Origin of the sequence: Heliomarina baculiformis, from assembly GCF_019966545.1 — a bacterium.
GTDB lineage: Bacteria > Pseudomonadota > Alphaproteobacteria > Rhodobacterales > Rhodobacteraceae > Heliomarina > Heliomarina baculiformis.
The window spans coordinates 1-25,254 of sequence record NZ_JAIMIC010000018.1 but is presented as its reverse complement, the minus strand read 5'-3'; the positions used below and the strand labels follow the sequence as shown (position 1 = coordinate 25,254).

The 25,254-nt window shown below is 59.2% G+C and carries 23 protein-coding genes and 2 pseudogenes; 12 read left to right on the top strand and 13 right to left on the bottom strand.

Annotated features, from left to right (window positions below; genetic code table 11):
* From MF268_RS23580 to MF268_RS23550, 7 genes are read left to right on the top strand one after another with little or no spacing between them, the layout of a single operon-like run.
* Entirely contained in the window at positions 1 to 771 is a 771-nt protein-coding gene (locus MF268_RS23580) for a thiazole synthase (RefSeq protein ID WP_238373175.1), read from the top strand.
* Positions 768 to 1,364, top strand: a complete 597-nt coding sequence (locus MF268_RS23575) for a thiamine phosphate synthase (protein WP_238373174.1) — start codon at positions 768 to 770, stop codon at positions 1,362 to 1,364. The genes MF268_RS23580 and MF268_RS23575 overlap by 4 nt, the downstream gene beginning before the upstream one ends.
* Complete coding sequence (locus MF268_RS23570; RefSeq protein WP_238373173.1) at positions 1,361 to 2,344, top strand: HesA/MoeB/ThiF family protein; 984 nt, start codon at positions 1,361 to 1,363, stop codon at positions 2,342 to 2,344. The genes MF268_RS23575 and MF268_RS23570 overlap by 4 nt, the downstream gene beginning before the upstream one ends.
* A complete protein-coding gene (locus MF268_RS23565; protein ID WP_238373172.1) occupies positions 2,341 to 3,276 on the top strand; it encodes an ABC transporter substrate-binding protein in 936 nt (311 codons plus the stop codon). Before MF268_RS23570 ends, MF268_RS23565 begins: the two co-directional genes overlap by 4 nt.
* Positions 3,273 to 3,944 carry a thiaminase II gene (gene tenA, locus MF268_RS23560; RefSeq protein WP_238373171.1) on the top strand — a complete coding sequence of 224 codons (672 nt, stop codon included), beginning with the start codon at positions 3,273 to 3,275 and terminating at the stop codon, positions 3,942 to 3,944. Before MF268_RS23565 ends, tenA begins: the two co-directional genes overlap by 4 nt.
* Complete coding sequence (locus tag MF268_RS23555) at positions 3,941 to 4,666, top strand: ABC transporter ATP-binding protein (protein ID WP_238373170.1); 726 nt, start codon at positions 3,941 to 3,943, stop codon at positions 4,664 to 4,666. Before tenA ends, MF268_RS23555 begins: the two co-directional genes overlap by 4 nt.
* Positions 4,663 to 5,394, top strand: a complete 732-nt coding sequence (locus MF268_RS23550; protein ID WP_238373169.1) for an ABC transporter permease — start codon at positions 4,663 to 4,665, stop codon at positions 5,392 to 5,394. Before MF268_RS23555 ends, MF268_RS23550 begins: the two co-directional genes overlap by 4 nt.
* A gap of 1,393 nt (positions 5,395 to 6,787) precedes the next feature.
* Here MF268_RS23550 and MF268_RS23545 read toward each other — a convergent pair.
* The 7 genes and pseudogenes from MF268_RS23545 to MF268_RS23515 form a co-directional block, all read right to left on the bottom strand.
* Positions 6,788 to 7,269: pseudogene (locus MF268_RS23545) on the bottom strand (transposase); the annotation flags it as partial.
* Between the two features lie 289 nt (positions 7,270 to 7,558).
* The gene (locus tag MF268_RS23540) at positions 7,559 to 7,999 is read right to left on the bottom strand and encodes a type II 3-dehydroquinate dehydratase (protein WP_238373168.1); all 441 of its coding nucleotides are present in this window, start codon (positions 7,997 to 7,999) and stop codon (positions 7,559 to 7,561) included.
* 15 nt (positions 8,000 to 8,014) lie between these two features.
* Positions 8,015 to 9,310, bottom strand: coding sequence for a TRAP transporter large permease (locus MF268_RS23535; protein WP_238373167.1), 1,296 nt, complete (start codon positions 9,308 to 9,310; stop codon positions 8,015 to 8,017).
* A complete protein-coding gene (locus MF268_RS23530) occupies positions 9,307 to 9,831 on the bottom strand; it encodes a TRAP transporter small permease (RefSeq protein ID WP_238373166.1) in 525 nt (174 codons plus the stop codon). Before MF268_RS23530 ends, MF268_RS23535 begins: the two co-directional genes overlap by 4 nt.
* Before the next feature lie 64 nt (positions 9,832 to 9,895).
* On the bottom strand, positions 9,896 to 10,888 hold the full coding sequence (gene dctP / locus MF268_RS23525; RefSeq protein ID WP_238373165.1) for a TRAP transporter substrate-binding protein DctP: 993 nt from the start codon (positions 10,886 to 10,888) through the stop codon (positions 9,896 to 9,898).
* 86 nt (positions 10,889 to 10,974) lie between these two features.
* Positions 10,975 to 12,858: a bifunctional sugar phosphate isomerase/epimerase/4-hydroxyphenylpyruvate dioxygenase family protein gene (locus MF268_RS23520; protein WP_238373164.1), complete on the bottom strand. Its 1,884-nt coding sequence runs from the start codon at positions 12,856 to 12,858 to the stop codon at positions 10,975 to 10,977.
* Positions 12,859 to 12,865: 7 nt separating this feature from the next.
* A complete protein-coding gene (locus MF268_RS23515) occupies positions 12,866 to 13,732 on the bottom strand; it encodes a shikimate dehydrogenase (protein ID WP_238373163.1) in 867 nt (288 codons plus the stop codon).
* A gap of 118 nt (positions 13,733 to 13,850) precedes the next feature.
* Here MF268_RS23515 and MF268_RS23510 point away from each other — a divergent pair, with 118 nt between their 5' ends.
* On the top strand, positions 13,851 to 14,513 hold the full coding sequence (locus tag MF268_RS23510; RefSeq protein ID WP_088635944.1) for a TetR/AcrR family transcriptional regulator: 663 nt from the start codon (positions 13,851 to 13,853) through the stop codon (positions 14,511 to 14,513).
* Positions 14,514 to 14,685: 172 nt separating this feature from the next.
* Here the strand turns inward: MF268_RS23510 and MF268_RS23505 are convergent.
* The 6 genes and pseudogenes from MF268_RS23505 to MF268_RS23480 form a co-directional block, all read right to left on the bottom strand.
* Positions 14,686 to 15,079 (bottom strand): annotated as a pseudogene (locus MF268_RS23505) (IS6 family transposase); the annotation flags it as partial.
* Between the two features lie 114 nt (positions 15,080 to 15,193).
* On the bottom strand, positions 15,194 to 16,225 hold the full coding sequence (gene dctP, locus MF268_RS23500; RefSeq protein WP_238373162.1) for a TRAP transporter substrate-binding protein DctP: 1,032 nt from the start codon (positions 16,223 to 16,225) through the stop codon (positions 15,194 to 15,196).
* 55 nt (positions 16,226 to 16,280) lie between these two features.
* The gene (locus MF268_RS23495) at positions 16,281 to 17,588 is read right to left on the bottom strand and encodes a TRAP transporter large permease (RefSeq protein WP_238373161.1); all 1,308 of its coding nucleotides are present in this window, start codon (positions 17,586 to 17,588) and stop codon (positions 16,281 to 16,283) included.
* A complete protein-coding gene (locus tag MF268_RS23490) occupies positions 17,581 to 18,135 on the bottom strand; it encodes a TRAP transporter small permease (RefSeq protein ID WP_238373160.1) in 555 nt (184 codons plus the stop codon). Before MF268_RS23490 ends, MF268_RS23495 begins: the two co-directional genes overlap by 8 nt.
* Before the next feature lie 75 nt (positions 18,136 to 18,210).
* Entirely contained in the window at positions 18,211 to 19,992 is a 1,782-nt protein-coding gene (locus MF268_RS23485) for a thiamine pyrophosphate-binding protein (protein ID WP_238373159.1), read from the bottom strand.
* A gap of 1 nt (position 19,993) precedes the next feature.
* On the bottom strand, positions 19,994 to 20,812 hold the full coding sequence (locus tag MF268_RS23480) for a hypothetical protein (protein ID WP_238373158.1): 819 nt from the start codon (positions 20,810 to 20,812) through the stop codon (positions 19,994 to 19,996).
* A gap of 107 nt (positions 20,813 to 20,919) precedes the next feature.
* On the opposite strand from MF268_RS23480, the gene MF268_RS23475 reads away from it, so the two are divergent.
* The 4 genes from MF268_RS23475 to MF268_RS23460 all read left to right on the top strand — a co-directional run bounded on the left by MF268_RS23475 (position 20,920) and on the right by MF268_RS23460 (position 24,939).
* Positions 20,920 to 21,753 carry an IclR family transcriptional regulator gene (locus MF268_RS23475; RefSeq protein WP_238373157.1) on the top strand — a complete coding sequence of 278 codons (834 nt, stop codon included), beginning with the start codon at positions 20,920 to 20,922 and terminating at the stop codon, positions 21,751 to 21,753.
* Positions 21,750 to 22,475 (top strand): SDR family oxidoreductase, encoded by a 726-nt coding sequence (locus tag MF268_RS23470; RefSeq protein ID WP_238373156.1) that lies wholly within the window; start codon positions 21,750 to 21,752, stop codon positions 22,473 to 22,475. The genes MF268_RS23475 and MF268_RS23470 overlap by 4 nt, the downstream gene beginning before the upstream one ends.
* Positions 22,472 to 23,497, top strand: coding sequence for a zinc-dependent alcohol dehydrogenase (locus tag MF268_RS23465; RefSeq protein WP_337926832.1), 1,026 nt, complete (start codon positions 22,472 to 22,474; stop codon positions 23,495 to 23,497). Before MF268_RS23470 ends, MF268_RS23465 begins: the two co-directional genes overlap by 4 nt.
* Positions 23,498 to 24,420: 923 nt before the next feature.
* Positions 24,421 to 24,939 (top strand): helix-turn-helix domain-containing protein, encoded by a 519-nt coding sequence (locus tag MF268_RS23460; RefSeq protein ID WP_238373154.1) that lies wholly within the window; start codon positions 24,421 to 24,423, stop codon positions 24,937 to 24,939.
* Positions 24,940 to 25,254 lie beyond the last annotated feature (315 nt).

Below are 25,254 nucleotides of genomic sequence, written 5' to 3'. Positions count from 1 at the left end.
ATGCAGTTTTACGGAACCGAAATCGCCTCGCGCCTGATGCTGGGCACCGCGCAATACCACTCGCCCGCCGTGTTGGCCGAGGCGTTCCGCCGCTCTGGCGCGGGCATCGGCACCGTCTCCGTCCGGCGGGAAGCCGGGGGAGAGCGCGCTGGCGCCGCATTCTGGGATCTCGTGCGCGAGCTGGGTGTCACGGTGCTCCCGAACACCGCCGGGTGCCATTCGGTGCGCGAGGCGGTGACCACGGCGCAAATGGCGCGCGAATTGTTCGACACGCCGTGGATCAAGCTCGAGGTCATCGGCCACGCCGACACGCTCCAGCCTGACCCGTTCGGCTTGGTCGAGGCGGCCCGTATCCTTTCGGACGACGGCTTCAAAGTCTTTCCCTACACGACCGAGGACGTGGTGCTGGCGGGCCGCCTGCTCGAGGCGGGCTGCGAGGTCCTGATGCCTTGGGGCGCGCCGATCGGCACCGGGCTGGGGCTGACCAACATCTATGGGCTGCGCACCTTGCGCGCACAGTTCCCGGACGTGCCAATGGTCGTCGATGCAGGCCTCGGCCTGCCCAGCCAAGCCGCGATGGCGATGGAGATCGGCTTTGACGCCGTGCTGCTGAACACCGCCGTCGCAAAAGCCGGCAATCCGGCGGCGATGGCCGAGGGCTTTGCCCGCGCGGTCGAGGCCGGGCGGCTGGCCTTCGAGGCCGATCCCATGGAACCTCGCGACATGGCCGCGCCGTCGACCCCGGTAATCGGACGGGCTTTCCTGGAATGATACTGGACCGATTTTATCCGATCTTCGACAGCCTCGCCTGGCTGGAACGCACACTGCCGCTGGGCGTCAAACTGGTACAACTGCGGATCAAGGAAATGCCGGAGCCCGCGTTGCGGCCGCTGGTGGCAAACGCGCAGGCACTGTGCCGGTCGCACGACGCGGTGCTGGTGGTGAACGATCACTGGAGGATCGCCATAGACGCAGGCTGCGACTGGGTGCACCTGGGGCAGGAAGATCTGGACGACGCCGATCTAGCCGCGATCCGGCGCGCCGGAATCAGACTGGGCATCAGCACCCATGATCACGCAGAGCTGGATCGCGCTCTGGCGCTGGAAGCCGATTATGTGGCGCTCGGCCCAGTCTATCCGACCATCCTGAAAAAGATGAAATGGACGCAACAGGGGCTGGACCGTGTGGCCGAGTGGAAACGGCTGATCGGCGACCTGCCCCTCGTCGCAATCGGCGGCATGACCCCCGAGCGTGCGGAGGGGGCTTTCGCGGCGGGTGCCGACATCGTCTCGGCGGTCACCGACATCACCCTGAGCGACCATCCCGAGGATCGGGTCCGCCACTGGCTAAAGACGACGCGATGAGCCGCTACGCTCGCCAGATCGCTGTGCCCGAATTCGGGCCGGATGGGCAGGACCGGCTGCGGCAGGCGCATGTGCTGGTCGTTGGCGCGGGCGGTCTTGCGGCGCCGGTGCTTCAGTATCTCGGAGGGGCGGGCATCGGGCGTATCACGCTCGTCGATCCCGATCGAGTCGACGCCACGAACCTGTATCGCCAAACGCTGTTCCGAGAGGCCGATATCGGGCGGCCCAAGGTCCGAGCCGCAGCGGACGCGGTGACCGAACTTAACGCGGACGTCATCGTTGAGCCTATCATCGACACACTCGACCCCGCCAATGCCGATGCGCTCTGCGCAGAGGTCGACCTGGTGCTCGACTGCGCCGACAGCTTCGCAGCCAGCTACATCCTGTCGGACACCTGCCTGACCCGCGGCCGCCCGCTTGTAAGCGCCTCGGTCGTCGGGCTGGAGGGCTACGCGGGCGGCTTCTGCGGCAGCGCACCCAGCCTTAGAGCCGTGTTTCCAGATCTGCCGCAACGCCTCGGTTCCTGCGCTGAGGATGGCGTTCTGGGCCCTGTCGTGGGGATCATCGGCGCGGTTCAGGCGCAGATGGCGGTAACGTTTCTGGCCGGTCTAGCACCCTGCCCGCTTGGACGGCTGGTCACTTTCGACGCGACCGGTTTTCGCTTTGGCGGCTTCCGGTTCGACGGCGCGGCCGAGCCCGCTTCGTACCCCCGTTTCCTTGCCGCGTCGTCAATCGCCGACACCGACTTCCTCGTCGACCTGCGAGCCGAGACGGAGGCGCCACTGGTGCGCCCCTCAGCACGCCGCCTCCCTGTCACGGCCTTCGGACCCGGAGGCCCTATACCCGAAGACGACCAACGCGCCGTGCTCTGCTGCCGCTCTGGCCGGCGGTCCTGGACCGCAGCGGAGCGCCTCGCCGCCGTCTGGAACGGTGAGATTTTCCTCGTCGCGCTCGGCGACCCAACCGGAGAAACCCGATGAAAGCCCACCTCACTGCCCTTGCCCTTCTCACCGCGACGCCCGCCGCCGCACAGGACAAGATGACTGTCATGCTCGACTGGTTCGTAAACCCGGACCACGGGCCGATCATCGTCGCGCAGGAACAGGGCTATTTCGCCGACGCGGGTCTGGAGGTCGAGGTGATCGCCCCCGCAGACCCCACCGATCCGCCCAAGATGGCCGCCGCCGGACGCGCGGATCTGGCCGTCTCTTACCAACCGCAGCTGCACCTTCAGGTGGCCGAGGGGATGCCCCTGATCAGGGTCGGCACATTGATCGCCTCGCCGCTCAACTGCCTACTGGTTCTGGAAGACGGCCCCATTGAAAAGATCGCGGACCTCAGGGATCGCAAGATCGGCTTCTCCGTCTCCGGCTTCGAAGAGGCGCTGCTCTCCGCCATGCTTGGTCAGGCAGGTTTAGGCACAAAGGACATCGAGCTGGTGAACGTCAACTGGTCACTCTCTCCCGCGCTGATGTCGGGCCAGGTAGACGCAGTGATCGGCGCATTCCGCAACTTTGAACTAAACCAGATGGAGATCGAGGGCGTGGCGGGCCGTTGCTTCTATCCCGAAGAGCACGGCGTGCCGACCTATGACGAGCTGATCTACGTCGCCAACCCCGAGACGATGGATATCGACATGATCCGCCGGTTCCTGGCCGCGACGGAGAAAGCCGTGCAGTTCATCGTGAACCATCCGCAGGAAAGCTGGGAAATTTTCGCCGGCACGTCGGCGGAGCTGCAGGACGAGCTGAACGAACGGGCTTGGGCTGACACGATCCCAAGGTTCGCCCTGCGCCCCGAGGCGCTTGATCAGTCCCGCTATGCCCGGTTCGAGACCTTTCTCGCCAAGGCGGGGCTGATCGAAGGCACGCGGCCGGTCTCCGACCTCGGCATTGATCTGGGGGCACGATGAGTTACGGCAAAACATTCCCGCTATGGCGGTCTGCGGCGGCGGACGCGTGGCGCGGGTACACCCGCCACAAATTCGTCGAGGGGATGCGCGATGGCACCCTCCCGCGCGCGGCTTACCTGCGCTACCTCGTTCAGGACTATCTTTTCCTCGTCCATTTCTCGCGCGCCTGGGCGCTGGCCGTGACCAAGGCCGAGACGCTGGACGAGATGCGCGCCTGCGCCGCCACCGTCCACTCCCTGCTGGACGAAGAGATGCGCCTGCATGTCGAAACCTGCGCCACCGAAGGCATCTCCGAGGCCGAATTATTCTCGGCCTCCGAGGCGCCGCCGAATATCGCCTATACCCGCTACGTGCTCGACGCCGGGCATTCGGGCGATTTCCTCGACCTGATGGCAGCGCTCGCGCCATGCGTGCTGGGCTATGGCGAGATCGGCACGCGGCTGGCCGCCGACGCGGAGGAAACGCCCTATGCTGACTGGATCGGCACCTATGCCGGACCGGAGTATCAGCGCACCTGCCACGAGGTCGGCACTCTTATCGACGCGGCAATGGCGCGCCGCCTTGGCCCTGCCCCCCAAGACAGCCCCCGCTGGCCCCGCCTCTGCGCCCGTTTCGAAATGGCGACGCGGCTTGAGATCGATTTCTGGGGCATGGGCTTGTCGGCATGAGCGCGGCGCCAGCGCTACGCCTGTGCGGACGGGCGACGATCAACGGCGCGGTGATCTTCGGTCCGCTGTCGCTGGATGTGCCCGCCGGGGAATGGACCTGCTTGCTGGGTCCCTCTGGCGTCGGCAAGTCCACACTTCTACGCCTGCTAGGCGGGATCGCGGACGAGGTGGCCTTCGAAGGCACCGCGACGCCGAGTGATAGCGCGCCGCTGGCCGGGCGGATCGCCCTGATGGCGCAGAACGACCTGCTGATGCCCTGGCTTGACGCGGTCGCGAACGTGACCCTAGGCGCCCGGCTACGGGGCGAGGCAGCCGAACGAGACCGCGCCATAGCACTGCTTGAGCGGGTGGGGCTGGCCGATCACGCCGCAAAGCGTCCGGACGCTTTGTCGGGCGGACAGCGGCAGCGGGTCGCGCTGGCCCGAACGCTGATGGAGGACCGACCAGTCGTACTGCTGGACGAGCCCTTCTCGGCCCTCGACGCGCGGTCGCGCGCCCGTGTCCAGGACCTGGCAGCAGAGCTGCTCACCGGGCGCACCGTCCTTCATGTAACGCATGACGCCGCCGAGGCTGCCCGGTTGGGGCGAAACGTGCTTTTGATGACGCGCGCAGGTATTACCCGGATCGAAGTACCGAAGACGCACACACCCCGGCGCTTCGACGCGCCCGAGTCGCTGGCCTTTCAGGGGCAACTGCTTCGGCTGCTCATGGAATCGAAATGACACGAGCCGCCCGCATCTCCGGCATCACCCTCATGACCCTTTTGGCGTGGCAAGCCTTGGTCACGGGCTTCGCACTGCCGAGGTTCATCCTGCCGGGACCCGGCCTCGTCCTTGAAATGCTCTGGACCAGCCGGGCATTGCTTGCCGAACATGCGCTGGTCACGACGGTCGAGGTGCTGCTCGGGCTGGTTTTGGGTGGCATTCTGGGCTTCGCCTCCGCAATCCTGCTGGCCGCCTCGCCGCCGGCGCGCTCTGTCCTGCGCCCGATACTGGTCTTCAGCCAGGCCGTTCCGGTTTTCGCGCTGGCACCGATCCTGACTCTGTGGCTGGGCTACGGGCTGTGGTCCAAGATCGCTATGGCGCTGCTGATCATCTACTTTCCGATCACCTCTGCATTCTTCGACGCTCTGATGCGCACCCCGACCGGCTGGCTGGAACTTTCCCGTATGATGAACGCTAGTCCCGCCCGCACTTTATGGCACATCCGCGTGCCGGCCGCCCTGCCCGGCTTTGCCTCGGGCCTGCGCCTCGCTGCCGTCTACGCCCCCATTGGCGCAATCATCGGGGAATGGGTCGGCGCCTCCCGCGGACTTGGCTACCTTATGCTGCTGGCAAACGGACGCGCCAAGATCGACCTAATGTTCGCCGCGCTGATCGTCCTCGCCATTCTGACGCTCATTCTCCATGCCGCAGTCGACGCCGCCTGCCGAAGGCTATGGCAGAGCTGAGCGTAAATCGTCATTTTCGCGGCCGTGATAACTGCCCCTTTTCGCTGCACCAGTTGAGAGACTTGGCTGACGACACGGTTAAATTGGATTTTGATCGACATACGCTGCGTGTTGCATGGGGCGCTGATTTGAATCGATTGTATCCGGCAGAACATTTTACGGAAAACACTAACCCAACGATTCCAACTATTGCTTAATGTGGTTTTTTCCGCGACTAACCGGCGCGGTCAAGATCACACATGTTGCACCTGAAATATTAGCTCTTAGAACAACGTGATGGACGGCGGATCGGCCAACGACTTAGTCTCAATGACCGGCGGCAACGGTGGCGATCGCGTCTTGGTCGCAACAGGCAGCGAAGGCGTCAACCCCGTCGCTATCCGCGACCCAGAATTTTCCCGACCAAGTCTTTTTCACCGGTGTCGACGATGCAATCTACCCCACGCAGCGCCTTCTCTGATTGAATGCTCAACGCTGGCATCGGCGACTTCGCAGACGTGACCGGATTGGTGGCAGAGGGCTCCGGTTCTTAACCCGGAACGGCAGCGTGGTCGTTAGCCTCAGATCACACGCGTCGATCTTATTGCTGGGCGAACTCTCGAAGAGCGCCTTCGCACAAACGAGAAGCTTCAAGTTTTTGTCGATTCAAGAAAAAGACGAACGCGACATTGGGCTAGCATCATTTACGTTGAAGCGGACATTCGAGCGGACCGCAGCGAATGATGGCTGTCCGCCCTTTTACCCCCAAAACCCTTGCCAAAGATTTAGATTCCAGCGTCATTTCGACCGAGCACCTCTGGCATCGAAAACATCGTTCCGACTAAAGAAACGGCACTTGTTACCAATGGTTTACGAAAAGCGTCCTAAAACGCCGTAGTCAACAGCTTCGGAGAATTCCGGCATCGGAGAACGCTTTTGCCCGACTTCCTAGTCAGGGCACGCAACAGCCACAATTCTATAACCCTCTAATAGAAGGGTAAAATCCGAAAGCGCTGAGCGTTGGAGAAAGTTTGCAGCGAGGCAAGTGGCGGAGGGGAAGGGACTTAAGTCGAACGCTCTCTGATGCGCCTGAAAGCTTCTTGACCTGTTGCCTGCAAAATTGAGGCAAGTATACAATCCAGCAAATTCAGAGATGAGTTTCCTCGGGGAGCGGAACGTCGGGCCACAGGTCCGGACAATACCGTTCGGGAAGTTCTCCATCGGCTCACGGTGAGTGCGCACAGAAATTTTGTAAATCGACGAAGGTTTATGGGCGACCGCCACCAACGGCCTGCATGGACCACAAAGCCGAGAACCATGGGCGTGCGCTCAGATACTTCAAGACTACGGAGGACGCTATGACATTAACGGATAGGCAGACGTATCGCGGTGCTGTGCCGTTCCAATTACTCATTTAGGCCACTTTCCTTTCGAAGGCGACCGGGCTATTCGAACCCAATGCTAAGGGCCGCCCCCGCGGATTTCAGAAGTCGTAGACGACTAGAAGATTGCTAGCTCGGAGTCTCTGCGCGCCTGCCACGATCTTTGCCAGATTAGCTCAACCTTAATCGTCTTGAAGAAGGTGAGAAGGGAAACTATCGACAGTCCGGCGGACTGTCGTCGCCGACGTAAAACAGCGGTGTTGAAATAGCAGTTACCCTTGCCGCTCATCGATACATGGAGGCCGTTCTCCCGCACAAGCTTCTGAGAATCGTGAGAACAGTACTGGCTGCCACGGTCCGTGTGGTGGAGGCAGCGCTTGGAAGGCTGGCGGATCGCCACAGCCATCTTCAGCGCACGGATTGCGCGATCTCGTTTCATCCGATTGCTGACCGCTCAGGCAATCACACGCCGTGGGTTGCAAACCAAAAATAGCGACAGGAAAAATCTGTTTTCGACCAACAATTGCCGCTCACAAAAAGGTTGCGTTGAGACATTCGGTGTCAGCGCAATACGCGTTCATAAACAGCAATTCGCTCTGTAGAACAGCTTGTGGCCAGATGCGGCCACAAACCAACGCTGATCGTTCTAAGAAGCCTGTTGAACGGGCGTGTCCAGACTTAAGGAATGGGCCATAGACCGCTGTATTGGGCGGAATAAGGTATTCACCGGCAACATGCGTATGGAGTAAAACAGTGCCATTATCTCATTTGTCACGATCTGCGCTCTTTCGAGCAGGCGCGGGTCAGGAACGAGCCCATTCAGCAAGTTTGCGCAGCGCGAATTCGTAACCGCGAATACCAAAGCCTTCGATCTTTGCGGCTGCGGCGCGCGACACATGGCTAGGGTGGCGGAATTCGTCACGCTTGAAGAGCGGTGAGATGTGCACCTCGATGATCGGGCGATCATAGATCAGCAGACTGTCCAGGATCGCGATCGAAGTGGAAGTGAAACCGGCGGGATTGATGAGCAACCCTGCCGTGCTACCACGCCCCTGTTTGATCCATTTCATTATCTCGGCCTCACTGTCGCTCTGCCGGAAATCAATGTCTAAACCTTCCTCTTTGGCAGTTCGCTGGCACAGCGCCTCGACATCTTTGAGCGTATCGTGACCGTAGACCTCAGGCTGTCGTGTCCCAAGCATGTCGAGATTGGGACCATTGATGATGAGCAGCGTGTCGGACATCGGAAACTCCTTGGATCAGCCGGTGTAGCCGTAAAGACGTGGGAGCCAGAGAACGAGCTCGGGCAGGAATGTGATGATCGCGAGGCCGGCGATCATGATGGCGAGGAAAGGCAGCAGGTGCCGGATCGTTTCGCGGATGGGAGAACGGGTGATCGACGTGACCACGAAGAGGAGCAGCCCGTAAGGGGGCGTCGCGAGGCCGATCATCGTGTTCACAACAACGATGACACCGAAGTGCACCGGGTCCACGCCGAGAGCTACCGCCGTAGGCAGGAAAATCGGCACGATCACTAGCAGAATGGCGTTCGCCTCAAGCAGACAGCCCAGAAGCAACAGCATAGCATTGACCATCAGTAGGAATGTCACGCGGTTAAGCTCGGTTTCGCCCAGTGCGCCGCGAATGACATTCGGCACCTGCTCAATGGTAACAACATAATTGAAAGCCAGCGCACCAGCGATCAGGAAACCGACAGCCGCAGTAGACTTGGCGCTCTGGCGGACCGTGTCATAGGCCATACGCAACGTGACTGACCGATAGAAAACCGTCGAAACGAGGAAGGCATAGAGCGCCGCGAGGGCTGCGGCCTCGGTTGGGGTGGTGATGCCGCCATATATGCCGACCAGAAGGATAACGGGCATCAGCAGCGCCGGAACGGCGCGCAGGGTGATACGCGGTAGGTCCCGCAACGGAACCGGGTCCTCGACCGGATAATTGTGGATGCGCGCCTGCCAGGCATTCATCGCCATCAAAAGAACGCCCAAGATTAAGCCTGGGACCACACCGCCCAAGAACAAGAAGCCAATGGAAGTGTCCGAAACCAGCGCATAGAGCACCATCGGAATGGAAGGGGGAATAATGGGTCCGATGATGGCCGAGGCTGCGGTGATCGCCCCGGCGTAAGAGCCGGGGTATTTGCCGTCCTTGGTCATAAGGTTAATAATGATCCGCCCCATGCCGACCGCATCGGCGATGGCAGAGCCGGACATGCCCGAGAAGATTAGAGAAGACACGACATTTACGTGGCCCAAGCCGCCACGGAACCGACCAACGAGGGCGCGGCAAAAGTCCAGTAGCTTGTCCGACAGCGTACCCACGTTCATCAAGTCGGCCGCGAAAATAAAGAGCGGGATCGCCAGAAGCACATACGACCCATAGAGACCCGTCAGCATCTGCTCGAAAGCGATGGACATGTCCTGTCCCTGCAGCAGCAGATAGAAGACCGAGGAAGCAAGCATGGCATGACCAATAGGCAGGCCGATGACCGCGGAGGAGACGATAAGGGCGACAGCGACCCCGAATTCCCAGCTCATTCGGAGAAATCCTTGCGGTCGATATCCTCAATCGTGGAAAGGCCCGTGTTTCGACCGCTCGCCGCGCCCCAAAATATCCACGCGTATCGCAAAACGGACACAACAGAGAAGATGAGCGCGATGGAATAGACCCAATTAAAGCGTATATCGAGGTAAGAGGTCTTTTGGATCTTCATGAAAGTCACAAAGTCCCACAGGGCAGGCAGCGACCAAGCATAGATGCCAACCAACAGGATCGAGAAGATGATACGGAACCAGCGGCGTACCTCCGTGCGGACGCTGCCGTAGACAATGTCAAAGCGGATCTCGTCGACCTCTTCGGCCGAGACCGACTGCCCCCAGAGGAGGATCCACAACCAGGCGATCACGCAGACCTCTACCGTCCAGCCAACGGGGCTATTCATGACATAGCGCATGAAGACCTGGATGATGAAACAGACGAACATTGTGGCCAAGAGGATTGCCGGAACTGCTTCGGCCAAACCGCGCAGCGTTCGAATTGGTTGGGATGGGGTGCTCATTTTCGAAATCCGCATGCACCGGCCCCGCATACAGCGGGTCCGGCGGCGTCAGGTGTAGCGTGACTTATTCTGCCAGCGCGTTGATACGATCAACCATACCTTCCGGCCAGCTGGCTGCGAACTCGGATTCCAGATATTTCTGCTGGGCGAAGTCGCGGAAAGCGATCCGGTCGGGTTCGTAGACCTTCAGACCTTCGTCCTTGAAGAACTGCACCAGCTCGGATTCGCGGTCGAGGTGTCTTTGAGTGGACTTCTCTATCGCCTCGTCCACTGCGGATTGCAGGGTTTCCTGCTGTTCGGGCGTGAACCCATCCCAGAGTTCTTTGGAGATCGCGAGCACGTCGAAACCGATTAGGTGTCCGGTGAGGACGATCTGGCTCGTCACTTCGTAGAACTTCATGTTGTAGTCATTTGGCAGCGGGTTATCCTGACCGTCGATCGCACCGGTTTGCAGAGCCGTGTAGACCTCTGCATAGGCCAGCGGGGTCGGATTAGCGCCAATAGCTTCGCCCAGGAACTGCCACGCATCACCCCCGGGCATCCGCATGGTCACGCCGCTTAGATCTTCGGGTGTCATGACTTCCATTTCGGGAGCGAGGTTCACCTGGCGGGTGCCAAAGTAGACGGGAGCCAGAACGTGGATACCAGCCTCGGCGGCCATGGCGTTCAACTCTTCACCGACGTCGCTATCGAAGGTTGCTTTCAGGTGATCGGAATCGCTGAACAAGTAGGCAGAGGTCACGATAGACCACGCCGGAATCTGTTCGGCGATGGTCTGGGGTGCGATCAGACCCATTTCGAGATTGCCCCGCTGAATCGACGTCATCTCAGACCCTTGGGACACGAGAGTCGCGCCGTTGAAAACCTGCATGTCGAAACTGCCCGATACCGCCTCGGCAATTTCGGCAAATGCTTCTGCGCGGATGTCGTTGTCGGACACCACCGAAGACAGGCGCAGCGTAGGCTTGTCCTGTGCCAGAGCCAGCCCTGGTAGGGTCAACGCCGTGGTTGCGGCGATTGCGGCCGCGAGCGCGGTCCGGCGAGTAAAGTATGTCATTGATTTCCTCCCTTTGACATTACCACCGGTTACCCGGTGAGATTTAGTAAGCTTTGCGGGCCAAAAAATAATTCGACCTAGACATCTCAGTTAGCGGGTATACCTTTTGTCCGCTGGAACCGCTTCTGCGCGGCGATCCGGAAGGGAGCGTTCGGCGCCCCGTATCCGGCATACGCACCCCGTCGTTCGACTATTTCAAAGAACATTTGCCCCGCGAATGGGCGCGAATACATCTGGAAGAACTCTCCCTTATCGTCGGCGTCATACAAAATGCTTGCCTTACGCATGCGCCTCAGCATCGCCGGGTCGAGGTCAAAGCGTGCCTCCAGATCGTCGAAGTAGTTAGGCGACAGGTCGAGAGGCTCGAAACCGCTATCTGCAAGCGCACTGGCGGTCGCGAAAATATCATCGGTGGCCAGCGCGACGTGCTGGACCGTTCCGCCAAATCCTTCTGCCAGGAAAGCGCCGGCAAGCGTCCTGTGAGTTTCGGCCCCGTTCAACGTAATACGAAAATCACCCGACGGGCTGGCGATGGCACGGCTGCGCACAAGGCCGTCAGGGTCGACCACATCGACCATCGGAGCCTTTTGCATGTCGAAGAGCGACGTATAGAACAGTGACCACGATAACATCTCGTCATAGGTCATGGTCTGCGCGACGTGATCGATCCGGATGAGTCCCGCCCATTCAGCGGATCCATCCTCGGGCCGGAATTCCACATCCCAGACTTCGGACAGGTCACCCTGGTCAATGAAATGCATCACGCTTCCACCCAAACCACGGATCGCGGGGATCGGCAGTTCGCCGGGGCCGAGAGGCTGCGAAAAGGGCCGCGCCCCAAGAGCCGTTGCCCGCTCCACCGTGTCCGGGGCGGAATCCACCGAAAGCCCAATGTCGCAAACCGTCGTGCCCCGGGCATTCCACGTAGCAGCTGCATGACCGGTGGTTTCTGCATTTAGAACGATGCGGATGTCGCCCTGCTGCCAGAGGGTAACTTGCTTCGAGACATGCCGGCCAACGCGGCTGAAACCCATGCTTTGCAGCAGGTTTTCCAGCTCGGACAGCTCTTCGCCCCGCGCCGCGAATTCCAAGAAGGACGTGTCGCGAACCCGTACAGGTGCCGGCAACTCAGGAATGTCGGCAGCCGCAGTGGGTTCAGCACGGCGCACATCGTCCATCAGCGCGATCAGGGAACGATGCCCATCCTGAGCGATCGTAGCCGGACTGCCCCCTCGGAACTGGTCATTGAAGATTTCGAGGCTTACCGGGCCAGCATAGCCCGTCGCCATCACGGCGCGCATAAAGTTCGTGACGGCGAGATCGCCTTCGCCAGGCATGTTACGAAAGTGACGTGACCAATACAGCAAGTCCATCTCTATCGCAGGGGCGTCGGCCAGTTGGACAAAGAAAATGCGATCCCCGGGGATGCGCCGGATGGTTTCCGGATCAATTCCTCGGCCGAGAGTATGAAAACTGTCGAGAATCAACCCGACCGACGAATGATCCGCGCGGCGGACGATTTCCCATGCGTCGCGATGGTCATTCACGTGCCGACCCCAAGCCAACGCCTCGTAGCCGACGCGAAGATCACGCGCAGCTGCACGATCGCCCAGTTCGGCAAAATCGGCGGCCGTCCGATCAATCCCGCCGAGGGCCTCTGGGTGGACTGAGGAACAGACCAGAACGAGGTCACAGCCCAGTTCTTGCATCACATCGAACTTTCGTTCAGCACGATCAAAGGCCTTGGCGCGCAACCCTTCAGGCAGCCCTTCGAAATCGCGGAAAGGTTGAAACAACATGACCTCCAGCCCTGCGTCCCGGATGCGCTGCCCCACTGCCCGCGGACTGCGAATATCAGCGATGAAGTCCTGTTCGAATATCTCGATTCCGGTAAATCCGGCGGCGGCTATGGCCTCGATCTTTTCCTCGAGGTTGCCGGATATCGAAACAGTTGCGATGCCTGTCTTCATGACGCTCTTACGCCTCACCCAGATGGCGGAAGGTCTGACGCATCCGATCCGGATCCGCCGGCCTGCCGGTGAAGAGTTCGAACGCGCGAACAGCCTGAAACACCGCCATGCCCTCGCCGCTTAGGGTCCGGCATCCTGTCGCTCGCGCGGCCTTCAGGAATGCCGTTTCCAACGGGAAATACACGATATCCGCCACCCAGTGGCGCTCACTTAGTAGCTTAGCATCGATGGGGGTGCCTGGCAGTTTCGCCATGCCGACTGGCGTGGCATTGACGATACCGTCGCAGGCAGAAGCGGCCTCGGCAAGATTGCTTACGGCGGTCGCAACCGGACCGACGCCAAGCGCCAGCGCTTGTGCGACCTCGGTCCGGGTGTCGGCAATCATCAACCGCGTGACGCCCAAATCGGCCAGCGCGTGTCCCAGCGCAGCCCCCGCCCCACCTGCCCCGATCAGCAGAACAGAATCAAGGTTTGCATTGGACAGTCCACGCCGAAGGCTTTCGGAGAAGCCCCAGAAATCCGTGTTGTGACCAAAGCGACGTCCATCGCGAAAGACTACGGTGTTGACGGCCCCAATGCGCTTTGCGGCATCCGACAGTTGGTGCAGATGCGCGATCACATCCTGCTTGTACGGGTAGGTCACATTGAGCCCAGCATATCCAGCATTTTCGGCCCGGTCTAAAATTTCAGCCAGTGAGCCGTCGGTCCCTGCTTCTGTGTCGAGCAGGTCATAGCGGCATTTCAAGCCCTGCGCATCAGCTTCTGCTTCGTGCATGGCCGGAGTACGGGACAGCCGGATACCACGCCCCACAAGACCCATCCGGAACGCCATGATTCCCGTGTCTGTCCCTGTATCCTGCTGCGCCGACCGCATTCGCTCGGTCCTCCCCAACCACTGCCTTTCCCCAAAATGTTCCACACGGTACAATTGTCAAGAGAAATGTACTGACTGGAACATTTGTTTTCTGCTATGGCTCGGATAGAGGGACGGCATGGCGACTACGACAGACTCAGATCGACGGGGATGGACCCAGAACCCGGATGCCGTGAAACAGGACATCCTAACGGTTGCCGTTTCGGAATTTGCGGCCAATGGCCTGTCAGGCACGCGAGTCGATACGATCGCATCGCGCACACGTACGTCGAAGCGGATGATCTACTATTACTTCGGCGACAAGCTGGGCCTTTACACCTCCGCGCTTGAGGCGGCCTATCTAAAGGTACGCGAAGGCGAGGCCTCTCTTGATCTTGATCACCTGCCCCCTCGAGAGGGGCTGGCGCGTCTCGTCGCCTTTACCTTTGATCATCACCGACGGAACCCCGATTTCATCCGCATGGTTATGATCGAGAACATACATAACGCCGAGCATTTGTCGGCCTCGCAGGTCATTCGTGACATGAACGTGGCGGCCATCGAAAAACTATCGAGCATTTGCGGGCGCGGACAAGAGCAAGGCGTCTTTCGAGACGGGATCGATCCGTTAAGGCTTCACTGGCAAATCAGCGCCTTTAGTTTCTTCAACGTGTCGAACCGTCCAACATTTTCCGCCATCTTCGGGACCGAACTCTTCGAGGAACAAACACAATCGGAAATGCGCCAGCAAATCGTCGATGCGATCCTTGCGATGGTTTCGCAGCCTATCGCCGCCTCTTAGCGGTCGGCATCAAGGAAATCGTTAGAGGATTACTCATTCAATTTGGCATCAAAGACTGTTTCGGAACGATCTACCTTTCCCAATCTTGCTGCGGCCACGGTTTCATGGATCGCCAATTCAGCGCAAACGGTTCGTGGTGGACGATTGCGACATCAAAATTGCCACAGATCTGGCGCTTCATCGATTTCTTCAGGAATTTCAATGCCGCCTCCTTGTCCCGCGTCTTGGTCACGAAGCTTTCCAGAACCTCGCCCTCGTGGTCGACAGCCCGCCAAAGGTAGTGCCGCTCACCGTTGACCTTCAAGAACATCTCATCCAAATGCCATCGCCATCGAGGCCAGGACCGAAGACGCTCAGCCCGCTTCTTGCGGATTTTCGGCGGCGAACATCGGGCCAAATCGCTACCACCAAAACCGGACAGACTCGTGGCTCACGTCAATCCCGCGCTCATGCAACAGGGCCTTGACGTTCCGCAGTGACAGCGAAAATCTGACATACATCATGACGGCCAGCCGGATGATATCGCGGCTCGTACGAAAGTAGCGGAACGGGTTCGGATTTGTCATGGCCGAAAGCTATGCGGCCACCCTGCCCTCCTCAAGCCCATCGCCCTGACAGAACCCCACCGAGTGTTCATCCTGCCGAGCGGCAGAGATTGCTCCCCGCCGCTCAGAGCTAGATTATTGTGCAGCAGTATCCAGGATCAGATCGAGCAGCTTCTGACCGTCACGCCCTGCGTCGTTCTGCTGGACGACCCAGTCGTCCCAGAGAGGTTTCGCAACGTCCTCGCGCCAGCGCTCCAGTTCTTCCTCCGAATAGCTTATTGCCGTGAGACCGGCTTCCTCGAAGATCGGCAACCATTTTTCGTCAGCCGCAGCCATCGCTTCTATATTGCGACGGTAGACCTCGTCCTTCACCTCCATGAAGAGCGTCTTGTACTGCTCCGGTAGGTCATCCCATGCTGCTTGGCTGGCGAAGATAAACGCGTGGTTAACACCAGGATTCAGATTGTCGGTGTACCACGACGAGACCTCGTGGAGCCCGTAGGAACCGTGCGCATAGCTGAACGGAAACGAAGCCGCATCGATCACGCCGCGCTCCAGCGAAGTATAGACCTCCGGCGGTGAGATCGACACAGAGGTAGCGCCAAGCGAGTTCATTGCTTCTGCCAACCCCGCTAGCGCGCGCACGCGTTTGCCCGACCAATCCTCAAGCGTTCTCGGCGCTTCGCCCGCGCCCATGAATTCGAACTGCGGAACAAGTACGCCATGCAGCCATTTGACCCCCAAATCCGACCATTCAGCCTGAGCTTCAGGGCTATTCTGGTAGGCTTCCACAACCCTTTGACGCGCTTCGAGATTAGCAACAGGAAGGAACGGCAGGTCCAGCCCCATTGCAACAGGATTGCGGTCCGGAGAGAACGACGACGAATAGTAAGCAGCTTCAAAGGCACCGATCTGGAGGCCGTCGAGATTCTCGCGCGGTGCCGAAAGTTGGGCACCGTAGAAGAGCTTGAACTCGAACTTGCCGCCGGTGCGTTCAGCAAGTAATTCACTGAAGTCTTCTGCAGGTTGGGTAAATGCGCGCGGGTTACCCCAGAGCGACACATTCCACGTCACCTCCGGACCTTCCACAATGTCTTGCGCGAGCGCGCTGCTGCCCATTGCAGCCACGACGGCCGCGAATACAGTGGCCTTGGCGAATTTCCTCATAGCTTTCTCTCCTCCGCTATTGGTTCACGATTAATGGTTTATGCGGTCAGGCGCCTCAGCCCGACATCGCTTCCGGCAACCAGAGAACGATCTCCGGCAGCATTATGAGCACAGCGACCGTGGCGACATCCGCGATAAAGAAGGGGAACGCACCCTTGAAGATCTTGGACATGGGAATGTCTGGGCGAACACCATGGACGACAAAGCAGTTGAGGCCGATGGGCGGAGTGATTAGGCAAATCTCAGCCATCTTTACCAAGATGATGCCGAACCAGATTTCGTTGAACCCGAGGCCCTGTATCGTAGGAATCACAATCGGCAGGGTCAGGAGAAGCATTCCGATCGCGTCCATGAACATGCCTAGCACAACGTAGAACAGCAGGATCATGATAAGGATTGTGTAACGGTTCATGTCGAGCGAAAGGACCCATTCGGCCAGTTCTCCGGGCACCCCGGAAAAACCTAGGAAGCGGACATAGATGAGCACAGACCAGATGATCGCAAAGATCATCGCGGTGACTTTGACGGTCTCGATGAGTGCATCCTTCAGCTTTCCAGCAGTGAACTCCTTGCGCGCGAGGCAGAGGAGCAACATCACGAAAGCCCCGGCCGCGCCGGTTTCGGTCGGTGTAAGCCAACCTGTGTAGAGCCCCCCGAGTATGATTGCCACAACGATGGCAACGCCGCTGACACCCTTGGTGGCTTTCAGCTTCGACAACATGGGATGCGCTTCGCCGCGCGGGCCGAGATCGGGGCGCAAACGAAACATGATGATCACAGTGCCGACGTAAATAGCCGCCGACAGTATACCCGGCACGAAGCCTGCGAGCAGCAGCTTACCAATCGAGGTTTCGGCAATGATGCCGTAGATCACGAGGATTCCGCTTGGCGGGATTAACGAGGCGAGCGTGCCGCCTGCGGCCACGACGCCCGCCGAGATGGAGACGGAATATCCACGAGAAAGCATCTCAGGCAATGCGATGCGCGAGAAGACTGCCGAAGTGGCCGTCGACGCACCCGACACTGCCGCAAAGCCCGCAGTTGCAAGAACAGTGGACACCGCCAGTCCGCCGTTCAGCCGACCAACCCAGATCCGCGCCGCTTCGAAAAGACTGCGTGTGATGCCCGCATGGTAGGCTAGAAAGCCGATCAGGATGAACATTGGCAGGACGGAGAAGGAATAGTCGGCAGTCTTTGCATAGGGCGTCAGCCCAGCCAGACCAATCGCGGCAGTCCAGCCGCGCATAATCAGGAGGCCGAGGAAACCAGTCAACGCTGCTGCAACGAAAATTCGCACGCCGAGCGCCACCAGCACGAGCAGGAAGACTATGCTCGCAAAACCCAGAACCGTTGGATCAAACATCGCGAGCATCCTCACCGTCATATTCATGATTGGGGGCGGGAAGCGTCAGCGAACCCGGATCGGCACCGAAGCAGGCGCGCAGGTAGGACACGGCATAAAGCGCACACCGCAGAGCAAAGAGAGCGAGGCAAAAAGCCACGACGTATTTCACCGGCCAAGTGGGCAGACGCAGATCGGGCGTACTGTCGGAGAACCGTAGCGCGCGCGCTCCGAATTCGGCGGCCCCAATGGCCAAGATGGTCCCAATGATGGCGCCCAAGGTCAGGCCTGCCGCCTCGGTCGCAAAGCGCAATCGGTCGGGCAGCCGGTCGATTAGCAGAGACATACGAATATGCGATCCGTCACGAAGATTGTAGCCGAGCGCGAGCAGGGCCACCAAAGGCATCAGTGACTCGATCACATCGATCTGGCCCCGGATCGGCGCATTGAAGATGCCGCGTCCAAGGATCTCAGCCACGCCGATGCCCATGACAAGCACCACTGCAAGCGCCCCAATGGCGAGCAGGAGTTTGTCTATAAGGTCTAGAAAACCCGTGACGGCTTTCATCTGCTTATTCCTCCTCCCAAGATCCGCCCGGCACCTCGCGCGTCAAGCGGAAAAATTTCTCCTCAAAGCATTGAGTTAGACAGGCCGGTCGCCCTTGGTGACCTTCAGCGTGCGGTTGTCGACACCCGGCAACATGCGTGACGGGTCGCGGGTGACAACCACGTCGATCACAGACGGCAAGCTTCGTTCCGCGTTGGCTTCGCGGAATGCCGCGCCCAGTTCGCCGGGGTCCTCAACTCTGATCCCATGGCAACCGAAGCCCTGTGCAATTTGTGCGTAGTCCATTTCAATCAGATCGGACGATTGGTACTCGCCGTACATGGCGTGTTGCAGGGCCTTGATGTAGCCCGAGGCCGCGTTGTTCACGATGACCAGCGTGAAAGGAGTTCCGAGCCTTCGCGCGGTTTCCAGTTCGCCAATGACCATGTTGAAGCCGCCGTCCCCGGTGATGGCAACGACTGGCTGATCCGGCACTGCAAGCTGCGCGCCCATGGCGCCCGGCAGCCCATACCCGATCGAGGCAAATCCACGATCAGCTATGAAGCGGCGCCCGGCAGCCTTGGTATCGTAGAGCAGCCCGCCCCAATGCGCAGCAAAACCACCATCCGTCACCAGAACCGATTCTTCCGGCATGACCTGGTTCAGCTCGTTTACGAGCCGACCCATGTTGATCGGCCGTTCATCCGATTCCAGCTTTTCGCGAGCCTCCTCACGCCATTTGGCCATGCGCTTGGGCAGTTCCGCCACATAGGAAGCGCGCGCTTCTCTGGCTTTGGCGCTGGAATCCGAAAGCGCCTCTTCCAAGTCCTCAAGTCCGAGACGGGCATCGCCCAGCAGAGCCACATCCGCCGCAGTGGTGCGGCCAATTTCCTCGGGCATCACCTCAAGATGGATGAGCGGCACCCGACGATTGAAGAGTTGGAAGCGCTTGGTAGCGATCTCACCGAGCTTACACCCGACCACGATTAGACAGTCGGATTTTTCGATTAGGTCGTTTGCAATCCGAGAATACCGGCCGAACAGCCCCGCCGACAGACCGTGGGTACAGGCGATTGCACCCTTGCCCGATAGGGTATGAGCCACTGGAATGGACTGTGCTTCCGCCAGATCACGCAACGCTTCGTAAGCTTGTGAGATATGGACGCCCCCCCCGACCAATAATAGCGGTCGCTCCGCCTTGGCAATCAGCGCGGCCGCGCGCTCAATATCCTCCGAAGCGGGGCGGGATCGGTACGCGGGGAACCGAGTGGTGACCGGGTCTATCCAGAAATCCTCGGTCCGGTATTCGATCATGTCATGCGCAACATCTTCCGGCACATCGACGACCACCGGACCGGGGCGGCCGGAGGTGGCCAAGGCATAAGCCCTTCGCACTAATTCCGGCACACGTTCTGCCTTCTCAATTCGGATCACATCCTTGACGGCCGGCCGCAAAATCTCCGCCTGTCGCGACTCCTGCGTCATATTCTTCCACGAGTGGTCACGATGGGTGTCGCCAATAAAGGCGATTTGGGCGACGCCCGCGTTCAGGCTTTCGACCAGGGGGGTCACCAGATTGGTTGCGCCTGGCCCCAAGGTGGCATCGCAGACACCCGGCCGTCCACTGATCCGCGCCCATGCATCGGTAGCAAAACAACCGACCCGCTCGTCGTTGATAAGTGAGTGCTGCAGGCCTTTCCCACGAACGGCTTCGTAAAACGGCAGAAGCTGGAACCCGCCCATGCCGAACATCGGACCGACATCGGCACGCTCGAGGATTTCGACGATCGCCTCTGCGCCAGTCATGGTGACCTTGGAGTTGCTGGTCTGATGTGTATCGGCTGAGTTCATTTGTAGTTTGTCCTGATTTTGTTTCATGTCAGTGCGATGACGCGCCTGAGTGGGCGGCGAGCAGCGCCTCTATGGCCGCCTGTACGCTTTGGCCGGAGCGCACACCAAGGAGGTGCGCGCTGTTGTTCACGCGAGATATGCGGCCCGTGGCATAGGTCGAGGCCGCTTCGCCGATCCGTGCGGACGCGGCCTCGACGCAAGCCGCCGGGATGTTCCGCGTATCGAGGGGTGACAGCCTTGATATGCCAGCTTCGTCCCGGCCGATTCCGGCATCGTTGAAGACGCAGAACTTAACGTCGGCCTTTGCAGCACGTTTGGCACTACCACCGGGAAGACCGCCATGAGAGCCGGTGATGGCGATACCGCCAGCCATTTCGGCCGTAATCATCGAAGCGCTATCGAGAAGCCAAAGGCGACACTCGTGAACCTTCGGAAGCTCCTCCATGTGAAACGAAGGTCCGGTGGCAGAGTCTCCCCGTCCACTCACTGAACCTGCTGAGACCATCCGCGTATGAGCTTCGGCCACTGTCATGCCGGGTGCCACCCCAGCTCTGCGGGACCGTGCATTGCAGGCCGACACGATTCCTCTGGCCAGTACGTCCTCTGCATCACCAATCCGCGCGCTGTCATGGCCGGCCGCCGCAGCGGGAATACCTTTGCTCTCAAGGATTTTCAGCGCTGCAATGCCGGCGTCGTCCAGCCCAAAGCCGGCGTCATGCACCACTAATGAGGCAACTTCGACCGACAGGGCATGGCGCCCGGTTGCTACGCCACCATGAGACCCAACCACGGCATGGACGCCACTGTGCGCCTCGCGCTGCAGCTCGGTGACGGATCCAAATAGCAAGGCGTCCTCCTTTGTTTTCCGATAAACGGAAATTTTTTTTGCCTTATCCAAACACAACATGTTAAGTATGATCCCGTCAACCCCCTTGCAGAAGCTGAGAGGAGAACATGCCAGACTCGAAAGAAACGACGGGGCGCAAAGGCGACCACCAGAACGTGGCGCGCGCAGCCCAGGTGATTGACATAATAGCCGCGTCTGGGCCGAACGGGCTGCGGATGACAGACGTGACGGAGCGCTCGGGCCTGGGCGGCTCCACGGTTCACCGGCTATTGGCCGGTCTGATCGAACATGGGCTCATTGACCAGGACCCTGAAACGAACCGTTATCTCGTCGGGCTCAAAATGGTGTCATGGACCGCAGCGGCGCTCTCGCGCTACGGGCTGGCGCCCTACGCTGATGCAAGTCTTGAACGTCTTTGCGCAGCAACTTCCGACACGGTCTACCTCAGCTACCGTTCTGGCAACGACGCGGTCTGCGTGGATCGGCGCGAAGGCAACTTTCCAATCAAAACCCTTACACTTGCGCTCGGCGATCACCGCCCTCTCGGCATCGGGGCCGGAAGCTTGTCCCTGCTCGCGTTCCAGCCTGAGGACGACCGCAGAAGGCTTCTAGCGGAAGACGCGGTCCGCCGCGCGACCTATGGCTTTGACACCGCCTACCTCGAGGAAAAGATCGCAGAGACACGTGATCGTGGGTTTTCCCTGAACGATGGCAAGCTCATCTCAGGCATGTCAGGCCTCGGGGCGCCAATTCTGCGTCGCGACGGCACCGCCGTGGCCGCCCTCAGCATTGCCGCAATCTCCTCTCGCCTAGAGGGCGAGCGCCTTACAGAACTCTCCCAAATGTTGCGCGAAGAGGCGCAAACACTGGCCGGCCGCGCGTCAGATGTGCTCGACGCGGAACTGGTCAAACGCCATTCCTTCAGAAAGGTGCAGACATGACGTTTCCCGAGACCACTCTTGTGAGCGGAGCGTCCTCCGGGATAGGACGTGCCATCGCGGCTGCGCGTTCCTCGCTGGGCGAACTCGTGATCGGCCTCGATATTGCCAAACCCAGCGGCACGGTGGACTGGACCACCGAACTCTGCGATTTGTCAAAATCCGACCGGTTGCTGGCCACCATGCAGAAGATTACCGCGACCCATGACATTACGCGCGTGGTCAATTGCGCCGGAATTGCACGGATCGCTGACCTTGAAGAACTCACCCCAGAAGACTACCACACGACAATGGTTGTCAACGCGTTAGCTCCCGCGATGATTGTAAAGGCCTCCCTTCCAGCAATGAAGCGACGTGGTTTTGGCCGGGTAGTGAACATCACCAGCCGCTCTGCCTTTGGGCGAGCGCTGCGCACCGCCTATGGCGGCTCAAAGGGCGCGCTAACGACGCAGACCAAAGTCTGGGCGCTAGAGCTTGCTCCATTCGGGATAACTGTGAACGCAATTGCCCCCGGCCCCATTGAGACAGAACTTTACCGCGCGGCCAACCCGCCTGAGAGCGAAGTGACAAAGAAGGTTGTGGCGAGCGTTCCGGTCGGACGCCTTGGACTGCCGGAGGATGTGGCGGCGACAGCCGATTTCTTTCTGTCCGAAGCGTCGGGTTTCGTTACCGGGCAATCGTTGCCGGTTTGTGGCGGATTAACGATCGGCGGTGTGGCGCAGTGAACGTTCCCCTCACAACTCGCAGTCTGATCTTGGCCCACCCCTTAGCACAAGCCGTAAAACTGGTTGATCGCCCCCTCGCATCCCCCGGTCCAGACGAAGCACTCTTGCGAATAAGCTGCGCGGGGATCTGCGGTACGGATCTGCACATTATCGGCTGGAATAGCTGGGCGGCAAAACGCTATCGTACGCCCTTGCCACTCGGCCACGAACTCTGCGCCGAAATTGTCGAAATCGCACCGGGCCTCGGCTTTGCACCAGGCGACCGGGTGAGCGCCGAAACCCACCTTGGCTGTGCGTCCTGCGCCCAATGTCTGCAGGGGCGAGGCCATACATGCGAGGTCCTCAAGACCTTCACCAGTCTCGGGCTGGGTGCGTTCGGCGATTACGCCACCGTTCCGGTCGCATTACTGCGGCGAGCGCCGACGGGAATTCAAGACGAACAGGTCGCCTCCATGGAACCCGCCGGAATCGGGCTTCGAGCCGCCCGGCGCGCTTTGCGTTACGGAAACAATGTGACCGTTTCTGGCTGCGGTCCGATCGGGCTGCTCACGATCCTCGCACTTCGACACCTCGGTGCCACGCGTGTGTTAGCAATCGAACCCTCAGAGATTCGCAGGTCGCTTGCTCTCGCCTGCGGAGCGCACGATGCTATCGCGCCCAATACCAAAACCGACACGAGCACCGCCCGACAGACGGATGCCGTCATAGAAACATCGGGCGCTCCAGCCGCGCTTGCTTCCGCGCTCGCTATGCCCTGTGCGGGAGGCGGTGTGGTAACAGTAGGACTTCCTGCCGCTGACGTGCCGGTGGATGTCGCAGGGCAGATCGTGCTGCGCGAGATTCGACTTGAGGGAGTCTACGGTCGTTTATTGGACGAAGGCTGGACAGACTTGCAAGAGGCGCTCACTAAAGGATTGGACCTCGCCCCAGCGATCACCCACAGCTATTCGCTCGAAAATTACCGCGAAGCGCTCGACACAGCGGCGCGATCAGCCTCCGGCAAAGTAATTCTGCGAATGTAAGCTCCCGACGAGGCGGATGCCCCCCACGAAGCGAAACTGGCGCTGCAAAAAGTTACATTTAGACCGCAGTTCCGGCTGTTTGCACTGCGGCCTGAAGCCTCCCCGCAGACAAGTCAAACCGTCAGTGTTGCGATGACGTTCTTATGTCGACAGCGAAACTTGCTCCCAATTCCTTGAAACCGCCCAGTCGTATCAGTTCCCGAATTACGGCTCGAACTTCATAGCGCTAAATTGGTATGATTTTAGCGCTCAAAATATCACCGCTTAAGAACCAATATTTCTGTTTCAACCAGCGCGACCGGAATTACCTAACGCACTAAATTCCGGTTTGTTCCGGTCTTCCGGTTGACTTTCTCGCGTGATGTAAATCGGAGCTGATTCTCTATTCTAAAGGTGTACCGAAGACCATTTACCTATTTGTTTTAACAATTAAAAAACTGGTCACTGAGCGACGCCTGCGCACGTAGCGACTAAGTTTCGTGGCCTTGTTTTAATTGTTTCTTTCTGGATACCAGCAGTAACAAGACTGTCGAATTGGACTCCTCTTGCTTCACATATCGATATACCAACCATACCAAATAAGCAGCAGACCGGAATTACCCTTAAAGTTAAATTCCGGTTTGTTCCTAAATTCCGGTTCGCCTCCCGGTGCAGCTTTCGGACGGAGAGATTCGAATTTGATCTCTGAGTTTGAAATCGCAGGAGACACCGATGAAACATATCCGCGGATTAGGGAAAAAAGCTTTACCACCAATCCAACAGGGACGCTCTAGCGAGCGCTCCCAACAAGTCACGCACGCGGTCGTCTTTGACCCAAGATCTTCGGAGTTTACTTCCACAACTCGCCGGTTGCCGCGACAGCAGAGCATCGTCGTTCGAAATTGCTTGGTCTCGTCCCTTGCGCAGGTAGGGGGAGACCAGGCATGAAGGACGGTTATCAGTTAGCCAAGCATCGCCCCGGAAACCACGCCAAAACATTTGTTCTCATAAAAGCTACGGCTTGGGCTCGTTCGTCTGCCGAGGTTAAAGGTAAGTCGCGAAGTCTTCTCGTGACGCTTGCCACTCACTCCGACGATTTTGGTTGCAGTTTCTGCAGTCGAAGAACCCTCGCCATGGAGACCGGCTGTAGCGTGCGAACCGTGGCAAAACATCTCAATGACCTTGAGCAACTGGGCCTTATTCGGCGGATCGGCCGGTTCAAAAAGCACGATGGCCGGATGACAAGCGTTGTTCACCTTTGCGCATGGCCAGACCGTCGCATACTCCCTCAGAAAGGGCATCCGAAGCTCGGCCCCACCATCAAAGAAGACAAGTACACAGCTCTACAACTAGCTTTCGATACGAAGATCCATAGGCAATCCGGACATCAGGGCCGGGAAGAACCTGACCGAATTAGTAAAACAACTGAAAAACATACTACTTACTCCGACGCGCCCTTGTGACCTTCTCGAAGATGCATTCGATGCGCTGGGCGGTTGGGCAACAGAAGAAAACCAGCGTTTTCTGGAGGACGACATAGAAACCTTGTTGGCTTTTGTAGCCGCTGGACACAGCGTCGAACATATTATCCTCCCGACGCTTGCCCGGAAGGTAGACAAGTCCAGACGAACTCCAGAGCTTCGAACCTGGCGCTACTTTGAGAAAGCATTTGAAGCTGAACACCAAATGCTTCGAAAACGCACTGGACCTGTCGCGGTTTGATGCCGCTCCTTTGATAGCATTTACTGCAACAAAGGAGACTGACTATGGGACTGAAA